The 13,377-nt window shown below is 62.2% G+C and carries 10 protein-coding genes; 2 read left to right on the forward strand and 8 right to left on the reverse strand.

The genetic code is table 11. The annotated features are described in order from the left end of the window. Positions 1-74: 74 nt before the first annotated feature. The 3 genes from AC0L2C_RS04650 to AC0L2C_RS04660 all read right to left on the reverse strand — a co-directional run bounded on the left by AC0L2C_RS04650 (position 75) and on the right by AC0L2C_RS04660 (position 4,337). Positions 75-1,205 carry a GNAT family N-acetyltransferase gene (locus tag AC0L2C_RS04650; protein ID WP_473522826.1) on the reverse strand — a complete coding sequence of 377 codons (1,131 nt, stop codon included), beginning with the start codon at positions 1,203-1,205 and terminating at the stop codon, positions 75-77. Beyond that, the gene (locus AC0L2C_RS04655; RefSeq protein ID WP_287342133.1) at positions 1,202-2,191 is read right to left on the reverse strand and encodes a sterol desaturase family protein; all 990 of its coding nucleotides are present in this window, start codon (positions 2,189-2,191) and stop codon (positions 1,202-1,204) included. Before AC0L2C_RS04655 ends, AC0L2C_RS04650 begins: the two co-directional genes overlap by 4 nt. 241 nt (positions 2,192-2,432) lie before the next feature. Further along, positions 2,433-4,337, reverse strand: a complete 1,905-nt coding sequence (locus AC0L2C_RS04660) for a heparinase II/III family protein (protein WP_473522827.1) — start codon at positions 4,335-4,337, stop codon at positions 2,433-2,435. 116 nt (positions 4,338-4,453) lie between these two features. Here AC0L2C_RS04660 and AC0L2C_RS04665 point away from each other — a divergent pair, with 116 nt between their 5' ends. Then, entirely contained in the window at positions 4,454-5,698 is a 1,245-nt protein-coding gene (locus AC0L2C_RS04665; protein ID WP_031254412.1) for a glycoside hydrolase family 5 protein, read from the forward strand. Here the strand turns inward: AC0L2C_RS04665 and AC0L2C_RS04670 are convergent. Together AC0L2C_RS04670 and AC0L2C_RS04675 are read right to left on the reverse strand one after the other, a co-directional pair. Next, the gene (locus AC0L2C_RS04670; RefSeq protein ID WP_473522828.1) at positions 5,692-7,110 is read right to left on the reverse strand and encodes a phenylacetate--CoA ligase family protein; all 1,419 of its coding nucleotides are present in this window, start codon (positions 7,108-7,110) and stop codon (positions 5,692-5,694) included. The two genes, AC0L2C_RS04665 and AC0L2C_RS04670, sit on opposite strands and share 7 nt — an antisense overlap. After that, positions 7,097-8,224 carry a glycosyltransferase family 4 protein gene (locus AC0L2C_RS04675; RefSeq protein ID WP_473522829.1) on the reverse strand — a complete coding sequence of 376 codons (1,128 nt, stop codon included), beginning with the start codon at positions 8,222-8,224 and terminating at the stop codon, positions 7,097-7,099. Before AC0L2C_RS04675 ends, AC0L2C_RS04670 begins: the two co-directional genes overlap by 14 nt. A gap of 165 nt (positions 8,225-8,389) precedes the next feature. Between AC0L2C_RS04675 and AC0L2C_RS04680 the strand changes: the two genes are divergently transcribed. Further along, entirely contained in the window at positions 8,390-9,829 is a 1,440-nt protein-coding gene (locus tag AC0L2C_RS04680; protein ID WP_023797777.1) for a lipopolysaccharide biosynthesis protein, read from the forward strand. Positions 9,830-9,932: 103 nt separating this feature from the next. On the opposite strand, the gene AC0L2C_RS04685 is transcribed toward AC0L2C_RS04680, so the two are convergent. The 3 genes from AC0L2C_RS04685 to wecB are packed head-to-tail and all read right to left on the reverse strand — an operon-like array spanning position 9,933 to position 13,211. Continuing rightward, entirely contained in the window at positions 9,933-10,736 is an 804-nt protein-coding gene (locus AC0L2C_RS04685; RefSeq protein ID WP_473522830.1) for a WecB/TagA/CpsF family glycosyltransferase, read from the reverse strand. Next, positions 10,733-12,064: a UDP-N-acetyl-D-mannosamine dehydrogenase gene (gene wecC, locus AC0L2C_RS04690; protein ID WP_128173288.1), complete on the reverse strand. Its 1,332-nt coding sequence runs from the start codon at positions 12,062-12,064 to the stop codon at positions 10,733-10,735. Before wecC ends, AC0L2C_RS04685 begins: the two co-directional genes overlap by 4 nt. Continuing rightward, a complete protein-coding gene (gene wecB / locus AC0L2C_RS04695; RefSeq protein ID WP_473522831.1) occupies positions 12,057-13,211 on the reverse strand; it encodes a non-hydrolyzing UDP-N-acetylglucosamine 2-epimerase in 1,155 nt (384 codons plus the stop codon). Before wecB ends, wecC begins: the two co-directional genes overlap by 8 nt. Positions 13,212-13,377 lie beyond the last annotated feature (166 nt).

Here is a 13,377-nt window from a genome sequence, read left to right on the forward strand (position 1 = left end):
GGCCCGGAAGCGATATGGCACCGCTTGCCATTGCCGGTCGGACAGGGCGTTCCGGCGCCGATCAAAGCCGAAAATCAAGCTGTCGTTGCCAATCCGCGCCCCCGTGCGTGCCGGACCCTTTGACGCATACGATCGGCAAGGGAAGCGAGCGAGCCTTGCGCCGTGCGCGTCCCAAGGACGGATTGCAGGACAACGCCCTGCGTTGCGAATTTATGCTTGAACGCCTCTGCACCGCACAGGAAATCGACCGTGCTCAAGCCGTGATCGAACGACCACTGTATGTAGTCCATCATCAGGATCATGCCCGGCGACGCCCGGCTGAAATCCGGATCGAAAGTGGTCACGAACGCCATCATGGTGTGGTGCTGGACGAAGTTGATGGAAATCGCGACCATTGCGCCATCGCATTCAAGTACGAAAATGTGCAGCACGCCGGCACGCGCCAGCGCGTCAACGAGTGCGGCCAGTACCGGCGCTCCCTCTTCGAAAAGTTGCGATTCACGCTTGCGCTCGACCAGCCATCTGCGCTTCAGGGCAGAGAGCCGGTCGAGTACCGGCTGCAGTGGCTCGTCTGGTGCAAGCAGGCGAAATTTCATTTCGCCGGCTTCTTCCAACGTCTTGACGCCGCGCCGATAATTCTGCCGTGTTTTTTTCGACTGCTCCGCGAACCACGCTCCTCCGCTCGCCCACTGTCCGGCGACGCGATAACTGACTTCCTCCCTGTGATTGGGGCGAAGCCTAATCCCGCTGGAGGTGTCCGGAGTGTGCATTTTGCGGACCGCCGCACCCGGCAAGAGACGATTGAGAAAGGCAATGTCGAAGCCACCGGCATCACAGATCCGGGCCCATACGTCCTGCAGGGCCGATAACGAGCATTCCGGAGCAACAAGAATATCGCCGTAATCGGTATAACTGTTGGCCGCCCATTCGAGAAACCGCAGGCCTTTGCGCTTGCCGATCGCCATGGGAAGGACAGCAACGAGCTTGTCACCATTCCAGACCAGGCCGATCCGCAGCGCGCGCTGGTCACGGTCAGCTACGGTATTCCACCAGGCCGAAATCCAGGCATGACTCTGAAAGACCAGCCCATCGGTGCGATGCCAGAGATTCATCCAATCGGCTTCGATCGCAGCCAGGCGATCCGCCGAACGGACAACTTCCAGGCGCTCTGCGCTCGAGGCGTCAATCGAAACAATGGTGTTCATGAAGGGGAACGATCCTGTGCGATGGCATCGGGACGCCTCAGGAACAGTCTGCGAAGATGCCCTCCCATCTTCCTGAGCGGCAGGACGTAAAGCCCAAAGAGCGATTGATAGTCGCGCACATCGCGATCTATCAGGCCAAATTTGAGGTCTTCATCCGGATCCGGGACAAACTGCGTCCCGAAGAGGCGATCCCAGAACGAAAACAGCAGGCCAAAATTCTTGTCGTAGTGGCGAGGGTCGATGCTGTGGTGCACCTGGTGCCAGTGCGGACACAAGATGACGTTGTTCAACGGGCCGAAGGAAATCTTGAAATGGGTATGACGAACAAAGTCCATCATCAGGATGTTGCGGATGACATAGACGTTGGTGCCGAAGATGGCGATCTCTACCGGATCGAGCGCGATCAGGCTCCAGATGCCGAAGCAGATCCCCGGGATGACGCCATCCCAGATACGGTTCATCAGGTCGTCCAGCGGATGAACCCGATCCTTGGTGATTCCCACCATCACCTCGGCCGAATGATGCACTTTGTGCAATTCCCACAGGAACGGGAAGTGGTGCTGGGCGACATGGTAGAGATAGTACGAAATGTCGTAGGCGATCAGCATGGTTGCGGTGAAGATGACGATCGTCACCGGTCCGGCCGGGCCGTTGATGAGCGGCGCCTCGATATCAAGCAGCCAGCCGATTGCGTGGTGCGTCCCATAGCCGACGGCGGCAACGAAGGTGGCGCCGGCAGGGATGAGCAGGAATGGCATTATCGCCCGTTTGGTGACCCAAAATAGGACATCCGCTCGCGCCGACGGGTGCAGGATGACTTCCGCCGGGAAAGCGAAATCGAAGAAGTCCCTGAGGGATTTATGCTCGACAGTCCGCCAGTAAGCGACCACCGCGCTCCCCAGTGCCGTGAAAAGCAGGAGGCCGAGCGTCACCAGATCGACGTTCGAAAGCTTTTCCACAATCAATCCGGCGAATTCAGAAAACATCGGTGCGGTGGCTCCTGGGCCGTAAAATGGCCGTCCGGCGAATTGCGAAGCAACAAACTTGCCAAACCCACTGCATGTGCCGGCAACCAAATGGCTATTGCGGCTGCAACAAGCAAAAGCATGCCGGATTTGCGCCAGACTAGCAGTTCAACCGTAACAAAACGCTAAAAGTTCGAAAGCAATTAATCTCGAACATGGCCGAAACACCGGAGAGGCCGCTCTGCTGCAGCGCCGGTCGCTATCATAGCGGCCGGCGGATTGCCGCGAGGTGTATCTCAATTCCGTCTTCGCCCACTTCGCCACGCCAGGCGACGCGTTCGGCCGGCTGCCTGACGCCAAAACGCGGTGAAACCCAGCCGCCCTGCCCCGGTGCGTCGCCGCCGGCACGGATGTCGACCGCAGCGTCCGGAAAGCGCATGGCTATCAGCGGCTCATCGCCGCGCTGCACCGTGACCGTATTTTCGTCCCGGTCAGTGCCGAGGCCGGCTGCGAGTTGAAAGACGATCTCGGCCACACGCCTGCCGCCGAGCAGTTGGTCGCTCACGACGATGCCGTCGGCCCGGTGCGTCACGGTGCGCTGATGCACGACGCCGAAGCGGCTTTTATACCCGTCATGGCGGGCGCGCAGCTTCCAGTGCGTTCCCGGCTCGCTCTCCACCAACTCCGCAATCGCCTTGTGCGACCAGTTGAACATCCCGGCGATGATGCTTTGGCTTTTGCCCTCGATATTCAGCGTGTTATGCGCCGGTGTCGAGCGAAACCAGTTGCGCCAGACGCCTCCCGAACCGTAGAGCCAGGTGCCGGGATCGACCAGCACCGGCTCGCCATCGATGCACAAGGTGAGCGACAGCGCGTCGGCATGGCCGTGAGCCGCTATCGAGAGATAGCCGAGCGGGCCGTGGTCGAATGTCAGATCGATGCTGCGGCCGTTCATCTCGCCGCGCCAGACCGAGAGCCCGCCCTGCGTGAACGTTTGCAGCCCACGCGACACCGGTGCCGGCTCCAACGGCGTGCCAAAGACAAGCGCCCGAAAATCGTCGGGTCCCGCTGCCTTGCCCGGCATCTGTAGAAAGCCATGGATGGCGGCGGCGACGGATCGGAGATAGTCCGGCTCGTCCCCGAGCGTCAGCACGCGACCTTCGTCATTGTCGCCAAAGCCGGCGGCTGGTGGCAGCCAGGCGACGAAATTGGCAAAAGCGGCCAGGCGCGCTTCGACGGGCGAGGCAAACGGCGTTCCGGCCTGGCGTGCCGCAGCGGCGCACAGCAAGATGAGTTCGGCGGTGAAGGCCGCGTATGTCGGGGTCTGCTCGGCACCGGCGCCATCGGCGAGAATCTGCTTGCCCGCCTCAGCCTGGAGGGCGCCGCGTGCAGCGTCGGCTGCAGCCCCCAACGCCAGGCCGATCAGATACTCGCCAGCCAGTTCTGCGACGAGATGATTGTTGGCGGAGGAAAACCGGGAGGGGAACCGCGGCAGCCAATAGGCGCTTGCCGCCAGTATTTCGCCCACTTGCTGCCGTGTCGCCGCGCCCAGTCGGTCGCCGACGAGGTCCATGGTGACAATCAGGCTGATGGCCCGCAGCGCGACTTCGATGCCGGAGGCCCAGCCAACCCCCCGAAACGGCGGGTTGGCTGAATGCCAGCTGTCGATCGCCGCCTGTATGGCCCTCCGGGACTGGTCGTCGCCGGCGAGAAGCAGGTGGGCGGCCAGTGGCGGCAACCGCTGCAGCCGGTTGATCTCCCACACGTATTTTACATCGCCGCGGCCGCCGCCATGGCGAAAATCGATATCGAAAGTATGGGCCTCGGCACCCGGCCAAAGCCTGCCGGTCACCGGATCAAGGCGCCAAAGCTCGGGAGGAAACAGCCGATAGGGATCGCGCCGCGGCCATGTCCGCCCAAGTGCGGAAAACTCGCCGCCAAGCGTGTTTTGCGCCGCCGCCGCTATGGCTTGCCGTTGTGCCGGTGTCGCAGCCAGCACAGCATCGCGCAATCCACGCAGCACCGGATGCAACCGGGGCGAAGCATAACGCTGCCAGCCGCCGTCGCGGCGGCGCGAAGCGATCCTTCGACGCTGCTCGCCCAGCCGGTGCAACACCTCAGCCGGCTCCATGCTGCGCAACCGGTTGATGTACCAGCCGATTCTCATACCGCCCCGCCAGGGTTTCGATTCTTGTATACCATGCTGTCGAAAAGCCGAGCGACCGCAATCCTCTTTTCCGATCCTGCGGTTAATATCTCCAACCATGAAACGGAAGAGTGGCGATGAGAAGGACGGCGTTTGTTGCAGCGTGGATGCTCGGCATGGCGATAGCCGCCAGCGCTGCGCCGATCCCGCTGCAGCGCGGCGTTGGCGTGCATGAATGGCTCAACTGGTCGCCGGTGGAGGAGGATGGATCCTACCGTTGGCCGCCCTATCGCAGCGAGCAGGAGTGGCGCGCTGGACATAGGCCGCTCACCGATTGGCCCGGCGACGCGTTTACGCACATTCGGTCGATGGGCTTCGACTTCGTCCGGCTGAGTGTCGACCCCGGCCCTCTGCTTGCCAGCCGGGGCGCCAAGCGCCAGCAGGCGCTCGACATACTTGCCGCCGCGGTCGAGCGGGTCACGTCGGCCGGCCTCAAGGTGGTTTTCGACCTGCACGGCGTCACCCAGGTTCCGGCCTACAGCATGGAGATGATCTATGACGGCGCCGACAGCGAAGGCGTTGCCAGCTATCGCGAAATGGTTGTGGCGGTCGCCGCCATGCTGACCAGGGTTGGCACCGACAAGGTAGCCCTCGAGCCTTACAACGAGCCGGCATACTACCCCTGTGATTCGAGCGGCAGCGATGACTGGCAGCGGATCATGGCAGACACGGTCCGCGCTATTCGCGCAGTCAGCAGTGAACTCACCATCGTCGCAACAGGCGCCTGTGGCGGCAGCATTGCCGGACTGGTCAATCTCGCCCCCGGCTTTGACGATCCGAACCTCTACTACAGCTTCCATATGTACGAGCCGCACAGTTTCACCCACCAGCGGTCTGACGGGACAGGCGCTTTCGCCTCGGGGCTGCCCTGGCCGGCCGACAGCAGCACGCCCGAAAAGGTGACCGAAACCCTTAAGGCCCGGATGGACGCCGCCGGCTTGAGCCCGGTCGAGCAGGTGATGAACATGGTCGCGGGGCGTGAAGCAATCGCCCGGTATTTCGAGCAGAATTGGGGGCCGAGCCAACTCGAGGCGAGCTTCCGTCAAGCGGTCGACTGGGCCGAGGCGCATGGCATTCCAGGCCGGCGGCTGTTCATGGGCGAATTCGGCGTCATCCTCATGTCTGCGGACGGCCGCATGGGCGCGTTCGACGCTGACCGTCTGCGCTATCTCGAGGCGGTGCGCCAGCAGGCGGAACGCTTCGCGATACCTTGGTCTGTCTGGGAATTCGCCAATCCGCATGGGATGTCGCTGATCCTCCCCGACGGACCGCCCGTAGCCGATGCCGGACTGGTGCGAGCGCTGGGTCTTGCGTCTCAGTAACGCGACATGTCGAGCTGCTGGTTGATGAGCGCCCGCTTGCCGCCCCGCCCGGCGGCAATGCGGTCCACCGCTTTCAGGCAAAACCGGATACGACCGTTTGTGCGGTTGACCAACGTCTCGACGAGTCGCGCGGCGCAGGCAGGTGCCGCCCCGGCGGTCGGGATATAGCGAATCAATGCCTCGCCGGGCTGGTCCTGGTAGAATTGCAGCTCCTCTATGCCGTCGAAGAATCCGGGACCGTCGGGCACCAGGTGCGTCGTCACCACCCGGCCGCCGTCGGCGGTCACCAGATAGTCGACGTTTCGGCGCGGCATGACAGCCTCGACTCTAAGCCGCTGGCCGTTTGCCTCATTCGGCAATTCCACCAACCGGGCAGAGTCGCCAGTATCGTAGCGGATGAAAGGCATGCCGGTCGACAGGAAGCCAGTGCCGACGAGCCTTCCCTCCTTGCCTGTCTCCGTTACCGGCTCGCCCGCCGCATCGACCAATTCGGCGAGGCCGTAGAGAGGATTGAACGCGTAGCTGCCGGGGGCTCCGGGCGTTTCTTCGGCGAACAGCACCTTTTCGCTGAGTCCATAGAAGCAGGACAGCGGTACGCTGCCAAGAACGCTTCGGATGATCTCCCGTTGATGGGGATGGACTGTCTCCGAGATCATCATCATGCCCTTGACGGGCCGTTTTGGTACTCGGTCAAGCACGCGCATATGCCGGCAAAACAGCTCTATGGCCGAGGGATAGCCATAAAAATACGTGATGCCCCGTGCGTCGATCAGGTCGAGATAGGCATCGGCGTCGTCGACCGTCATTGGAAAGACAGAGAGCCTTAGCTCGCTAAGTGCCGGGTCCCATTCATGCAGTCGCTTGCCGGTGGCATCGAGGCTGAACCCGCGGAAGCAGACGCGCGCCGTGTCTTCATCATAACCGATCCGCGACCAGACGTGGTAGACGAACGCCATCTCGCGGGCGCTCCGATCCTTGTCGAGATAGAAGCGAAATGGCTTGTCGGTGCTGGAGCCGTTGCCGGCGGCCTCATCCAGTTGGGCAATCGGCACCGCCAACGCTGCAGTTCCAGCCGTCCGCAGGATGTCCTTGGACAGGACCGGGAGGCGGCGCAGGTCGGCAAGTCCCAGCCTCGACAGATCGAAGCCAGGACCGAGGGCCTGGTCGATCGACTCGCGATAGAACGGACTGCCGGCATGGGCTTTCTGCAACAGCGCGCGCAGCGCGGCCAGATGAAATTGCCCGGCATAGACAGGATCCTCGGCGGCCATGGCGATCCGGCTCCGCCATGACCGATAGGTCGCACCAAATTTCACCCGCGTTGGCGCCAGCGCCAGCATGGGCGCCAGCAGCCGCCTGACCGCTGGCGGGCTTCGCACATAGGCACCGCGCGCTACGTCAAGAAAATTCATGATTTTGCTCCGGCCTGCCGTTTGCCGCCTCATGCCACACACGGCATATCGATGCCGCAAACGATGAAAGCTCAAGCCGTTCCCGGTGCACCGCCATGGCAGCCGAGCCAAGACGGGCGCGCAACGCCGTGTCGTCAACCAGTTCTGTCAGTGCCTCGGTCAGCGCCGCCACATCGCCGGGCGGCACCAGCAACCCGGTTTTCTTGTGCACGATGATGTCCTCTACCGCGCCGACAGGCGTGGTGACCACCGCGAGGCCGGAGGCCATTCCCTCGATGACCGAGACCGGGAGGTTTTCGGCGAATGAGGGGAGCGCCAGAATGTCGGCCGAAGCGATCAGTGATGCAACCTCGTTCGGACCCACCCAGCCTGGAAAGGCAATACATCCGGCAAGCCCCAGTCCGGCCGATCTTGCCCGTACGGCCTCGACGTCACCATCGCCGGCGATTGTGGCGCGCCACTGCTTGACAGGCTTCATGCGATGCAGTGCGTCCAACAATTGCGGCACGCCCTTGCGGTCGCCGATACGGCCCAGGAATAGGATGTGAACGCTATCTCCACCACCGACATGGGCCAGGGACGGCACTTCGGTAGCATTGGGCACAATCACTATGTTCGCGGCCGCGCCTGGCGCCCGTGCAGTGACGAAGTCGCGCCAGATACGGCCCAGAACCACGATCCGATCGGCATGCTCGAACATATGCCGGATGCGGCGGCTCATGAAGCTGCGCTTTTCCTTCCAGAACGTCTGGTATTGAGCTCCATGCAAATGCAACACATAGGGGATGCCGAGCAATCGCGCGCACCTCGCGATGACCATCTTGCGGTAGGTACTGCCAAAGCTCGATACGTTGATGTGAACGACGTCGGCACGGCCGGCAATACGCGCGACCAACATCCGAAGGCAAAAGCCAATCATGTAGAAGACCGACAGCGCGACCGAGCCTGAACCGCGACTGGGAAGGAAGCGCGCCTCGATCTTTCCGTCTCCCTGCCGTTGGAGTTCGCGGTCGAGCGCCGCCATGATGCGGTCGATGCCCCCCTGCCCCGACACACCCGACGGGGTCGCGACCAGGACATGTATTTTTCGATCGAGTAAGAGACTCTGCAGCATGGTATTCTCGATAGCACGGACCGCGTAACCACAAAGCAAACGTTCCCGGTAAGTTTACGGCAAATCTTTTAGTTCAAACTGAATCTGTTCACCCTTCGCCGCTGTCGCGCTGGATTTTCCGCCGGTCGACGGTTAGTCGAGGCGGAATTTTCCGGGGACAACCCTTTGCTGCTGCGCTCCACGCTCATCTATGCCCCGGCGATCCTGCTGACGCGGATTTCCGCGCTGCTCCTGCTGGTCATCGTGACGCGATTGATCGACCAGACCGAGTATGGGCTGCTGACCCTGGTGGTGACCGTCGGCGAAATGACCGACATTGCGGTCACCAACTGGCTGCGCATCGCTTTGCTCAGGCTTGGCGGAAAAGGCGACGTCAGCCGCGGCAGCCTGATGCTGGCCGGGCGGGTGTTGCTTGCCAGCACGGCGCTGGCGCTGATCATATCCGTGATCGCCTCTGCGGTGATCGTGCCGGAGCGCTGGGTCGAGTTCGCGATCGCCGTCTGCAGCTACCTGATCGCCGGTTCCATCGGCCGCTACGCGTTGACGGTGCTGCAGATGCAGCAGCGTCATTCGGTCTATTCGATGCTCGAGTTCCTGCGCGCCGTGCTGCAGCTCGCGCTGCCGATCGGCGCCATCGTCATGTTTCAAGATTCCTTTCTGACGGTATCGCTCGGCTCGAGCCTTGGTGTTTTGGTCGCCGGCATCGTGGCGGGCATCATGGCATCCCGACGCGTCGTTGCCGGTCCGCCACGCTTCACCCAAAAGGAGTTCTTCGTCCTCGGCGTGCCCCTGGTCATCATGGCGCTGGTGGGCTTCGGCCTGCACAGCGCCGAGCGTGTGTTCCTCAAGATCTATTACGATGCCGGCGCAGTGGCGATCTTCGCTGCAGCCTATGCACTGGCCCGCCAGCCGATCGATATGGTCGCCAATTCCATCAACATGGGCGCCTTTCCCGAGGTGGTCAGTCGGTTCGACGACGACGGGCCTGCGGCATCGGGCCGGCTGCTGTCGCAATTGATGGCCTTGATGATGCGCCTTTGCCTGCCGGTTGCAGCGATGCTGGTCGCACTCAGCAGCGATATCACGCAGCTCCTGCTGCCCGCCGAGTATCACGGCCGTTTCGGCCTGCTCTTTCCGATCATCGCCTTCAGTGTGCTGTGTGCCAATCTCGCCAGCTTCGTCTATGGCACCGTGGTGCACGCGCACAAGCGGCCATGGCTGCTGATCATCGCCAATTCCTTCGGCTCGGTGGCGACAATCGCATTGTCCGTGCTGTTGATCCCGCCGATGGCGGAGGTCGGCGCTGCTTTGGCGCTGGCGGGCGGATCGCTGGCAGGCCTTTTAGCCTGCATCATCATCAGCGAACGGCTGACGCCGGTGCCGGTGCCATGGCGCGACATCGGCATGTCGGTCGTCATCTCGCTCAGCACCGGGCTGGCCGCCAGCCTTGCCAGCGCTCTGCTCGGCAATATGCCGGCCATCTTCTCGCTCGTTGCCGGCGGTGCCGCTGGCGCAGTGGTTTTCTTCGGGCTGACCTGGCTGTTTTATCCCGCCGCCGCGATGCAATTCGTAGCCAAGCTGAGGGCGCGGCTGCGGCTCGCATAGGCCGCAACGGCATTTGCCGAATTGTCGTTCCATAGTCCAGGAAAAAGCGGCTCCGACTTCGGACTGATGCAGCAGCCCAGGGTCGGCGCCCTGGTAAAGCTATTTATGGATCGACCTTCCGGCGTCCCCGACGGCCCCATAACTCCCCGCACAGCAGTGCCGCGTAGGCGGTGTTGGTGTCATAGTAGCGGCGCCACAAGCGTCGCGGCTCCTGTGCCACGCGAAACAACCACTCCAGACCGGCCGCTTGAACCAGTTTTGGCGCCCGCGCAACCTTGCCGCCATAGACATCGAAACTGCCGCCCACGCCCATGACGAAACTCGGGGTGAGTTCGTCACGATAGCGCTTGATAAAGCGCTCCTTGCGCGGCGTCGGCATCGCCACCAACAGGCAGTTGGCCCCCGAGGCGTTGATCGCCTCGACGATGCCGGCCTCGTCTTCCGGCTTGAAATAGCCATTGCGCATGCCGGCGACGACGAGACCCGGATGATCCTTGGCAAGTCGCATTCCAAGGGCATCGAGAACGGATTGTTCGGCGCCCAGGAGGAAGGGCCTGAAGCCACGCTTCGCGCAGAGGCTCAGCAGATTGATCATGATGTCGACGCCGGCCACCCGCTCCGGCAGCGCGACGCCGCAAAGACGCGCCCCCCAAAGCACGCCGATGCCGTCGACGTTGATCACATCCGCCGTCGCGACATCCTCCCGCAGCTCGCTATTGTTGCGCATGTTCACAAGCTTGGCGACATTCACCACCACATGATGCAGCGGCCGCCGCAGGGTCATCGCCTCATCGGCGATGGCCAGTGTCTCGGCCATGGTCAGCGCATGGATCGGCGCGCCGAGGAATTCCCGGCGCCGCGGTGCCAACAGGCGATGCTGCGCCCAGGCTGGGTCGTGCGCGTTCATGCGGCCTCCTCTGCACTTGCAGCAAGCGCCTCGAGCGCTGATTTCTTGCCTTCGATGCGGGCGTCGGGCTTGCGTGCCTTGCGCCAGGTCCACAAACCCCTGGTGTCGATGAGCTTCTTGTCCTTGAGCGCTTCGGGATCAACCAGATTGAACTGCCGATGGTCGACCAGCAGGACGACGATATCGCACTGGTCGATGGCGGAAAGCGCATCGGTGAAGACGATGCCCTTGCCCTCGAGCTCATGCGGCAGCCTGCGTGCGTTGGGTTCAGCCGCAATGATCTTCAGGTTGGGGATATCCGACAAAAGCTTCACCACCTCGACAGCCGGGCTCTCGCGCATATCGTCGATATTGGGTTTGAAGCTGAGGCCAAGGCAAGCGATCGTCTGCTTGCGGGATGGGTCGAGCAAGGCTTGTATATCCCTGACCACCGACAACGGACGCTCGGAATTGATCCGGCGTGCCGAAGCCATCAGCCGCGTGCTGTTGGGCGCGGCATCGATGATAAAATACGGATCGACGGCAATGCAGTGGCCGCCGACGCCCGGGCTCGGCTGCAGGATGTTCACGCGGGGGTGCCGGTTGGCGAGATCGATCACCTCCCAGACGTTGAGCGACAGATCCTGGCACACCGCCGCAAGCTCGTTGGCAAAAGCGATGTTGACGTCGCGGAACGCGTTTTCGGTCAGCTTCACCAGTTCCGCGCTTTCGGCCTGGGTCGTGAACAGGTCGCCGGCAACAAAGGTTGAATAGAGTGCCGCGGTGCGTTCCGACGACTTGCGCGACAGTCCGCCGATCGAGCGATCGTTGTTGATCAGCTCGGTTAGGACCTTTCCCGGCAACACCCGCTCGGGCGAGTAGGCGACCAGGACATCGGCCTGTTCGCCATGCGCGAGAGGAAATTTGAGATCGGGCCGCAACTCGGCAAGCAGTCCGGTCATGATGCGCGTCGTGCCGACCGGCGATGTCGATTCCAGCACCACAAGGTCTCCCCGCTTCAGCACCGAGGCGATGCTTCGTGCCGCCGCGAGCACATAGCTCACGTCAGGCTTGTGGTCCTCGGTCATCGGGGTCGGCACGGCGATGACAAAGGCGTCCGCCGGCTGCGGCGTGCTGAAAGCCCTGAGCTTGCCGTTGGCTACAACCTTCTGGATCAGACCGTCGAGGTCCGGCTCGACGATGTGGATCTCGCCGCGATTGACCTTCTCGACCACCGCTTCGTTGACGTCGACGCCGATGACGTCGAGCCCGCGACTGGCGAAGATGGCACAGGTCGGCAGGCCGATATAGCCCATGCCGATAACGGAAACGGTCTTGATCTCAGCCATGATGCAGCAGTTCCTCAACGATCCGGTTACTGGCCCGGCCATCGCCATAGGGGTTGTGTCGTTCCGCCATGCCGCGATAGGCCGCCTGGTCGTCGAGCAGGCTGTTGGCATTCAACAGGATCTTTTGGATATCGGTGCCGACGAGACGGGCGGTGCCCGCCGCGATCCCCTCGGGCCGCTCGGTATTCTCACGCATCACCAGCACCGGCTTGCCGAGCGAAGGCGCTTCTTCCTGCACGCCGCCGCTATCGGTCAGCACCAGATAGCTCTGCTTTTGGAGGAACAGGAACGGCAGATAGTCCTGCGGGTCGACCAGGTGGATGTTCGGCACGCCGCCCAGTTCTGCGTTCACCACCGAGCGCACATTGGGGTTGGGATGGACCGGATAGACGATCTGCACGTCCTCGCGCATTGCCAGCCCCTTCAGCGCCGTGCAGATACGATGGATGCCGCCGTCGAAATTCTCACGACGATGACCGGTGACGAGCACCATTTTCTTGGCCGGATCGAGGAACGGGAAACCGGCGGCGAGTTTTGCGCTCATCAGACTGTCGGCGTCGATCGCGCCGGAAAAATGCAACAGCGTGTCTATCACCGTGTTGCCGGTCACGAAGATGGTGCTCGCAGCCTTTCCTTCGGCGATGAGATTGTCGCGCGCCTGGATGGTCGGCGCGAAATGCCAGGTCGCGATATCGCCGGCAATCTTGCGGTTCAGTTCCTCTGGAAACGGAGAGTTGATATTGTGGCTGCGCAATCCGGCCTCGATATGGGCGACCGGGATGCGCTTGTAGAAGGCAGCCAAAGCCGCAGTCATCGCCGTGGTCGTGTCGCCTTGCACGAGGACGATATCAGGCTTCGCCTGCTCCAGCACTTCGGCCATGCCCAGCAGCACGCGCGAGGTCACGTCGAACAATGTCTGGCCGGGCTGCATGATGTTGAGATCATGATGCACCGGTAGGCCGGTCAGTTCGATGACCTGGTCGACCATCTCGCGATGCTGGCCGGTGATGCATGTCTCGGTGATGAAACCTGGATGGGCAAGCGCGGCACGCACCACCGGAAAGCATTTGAGCGCCTCAGGCCTGGTGCCGAACACGATCAGCAGTTTTTGCCTGGACGGCAGTTTTGGAGGTGAAAGGATGTTCATTGCTGATCCTGGTCGCCAGAAGGCGTCGCGACCTGCCGATTATTCGCCACGAGCTATAATAGCGGCAGAAGCCGCCTCCGTGACCTTAAATCTTAATATATGATTAACAGCCAAGCCCACGTTCGCCCCGGTAACTCTTATGAAAGCCTGAACCGATAGGTATCCT

The organism is Mesorhizobium sp. WSM4845, assembly GCF_055811455.1.

Bases quoted from the DNA above. Each gene is read 5' to 3' on its own strand.
- AC0L2C_RS04650 (WP_473522826.1), bottom strand. From the start codon at position 1,205: ATGAACACCATTGTTTCGATTGACGCCTCGAGCGCAGAGCGCCTGGAA.
- AC0L2C_RS04655 (WP_287342133.1), bottom strand. From the start codon at position 2,191: ATGTTTTCTGAATTCGCCGGATTGATTGTGGAAAAGCTTTCGAACGTC.
- AC0L2C_RS04660 (WP_473522827.1), bottom strand. From the start codon at position 4,337: ATGAGAATCGGCTGGTACATCAACCGGTTGCGCAGCATGGAGCCGGCT.
- AC0L2C_RS04665 (WP_031254412.1), top strand. From the start codon at position 4,454: ATGAGAAGGACGGCGTTTGTTGCAGCGTGGATGCTCGGCATGGCGATA.
- AC0L2C_RS04670 (WP_473522828.1), bottom strand. From the start codon at position 7,110: ATGAATTTTCTTGACGTAGCGCGCGGTGCCTATGTGCGAAGCCCGCCA.
- AC0L2C_RS04675 (WP_473522829.1), bottom strand. From the start codon at position 8,224: ATGCTGCAGAGTCTCTTACTCGATCGAAAAATACATGTCCTGGTCGCG.
- AC0L2C_RS04685 (WP_473522830.1), bottom strand. From the start codon at position 10,736: ATGAACGCGCACGACCCAGCCTGGGCGCAGCATCGCCTGTTGGCACCG.
- wecC (WP_128173288.1), bottom strand. From the start codon at position 12,064: ATGGCTGAGATCAAGACCGTTTCCGTTATCGGCATGGGCTATATCGGC.
- wecB (WP_473522831.1), bottom strand. From the start codon at position 13,211: ATGAACATCCTTTCACCTCCAAAACTGCCGTCCAGGCAAAAACTGCTG.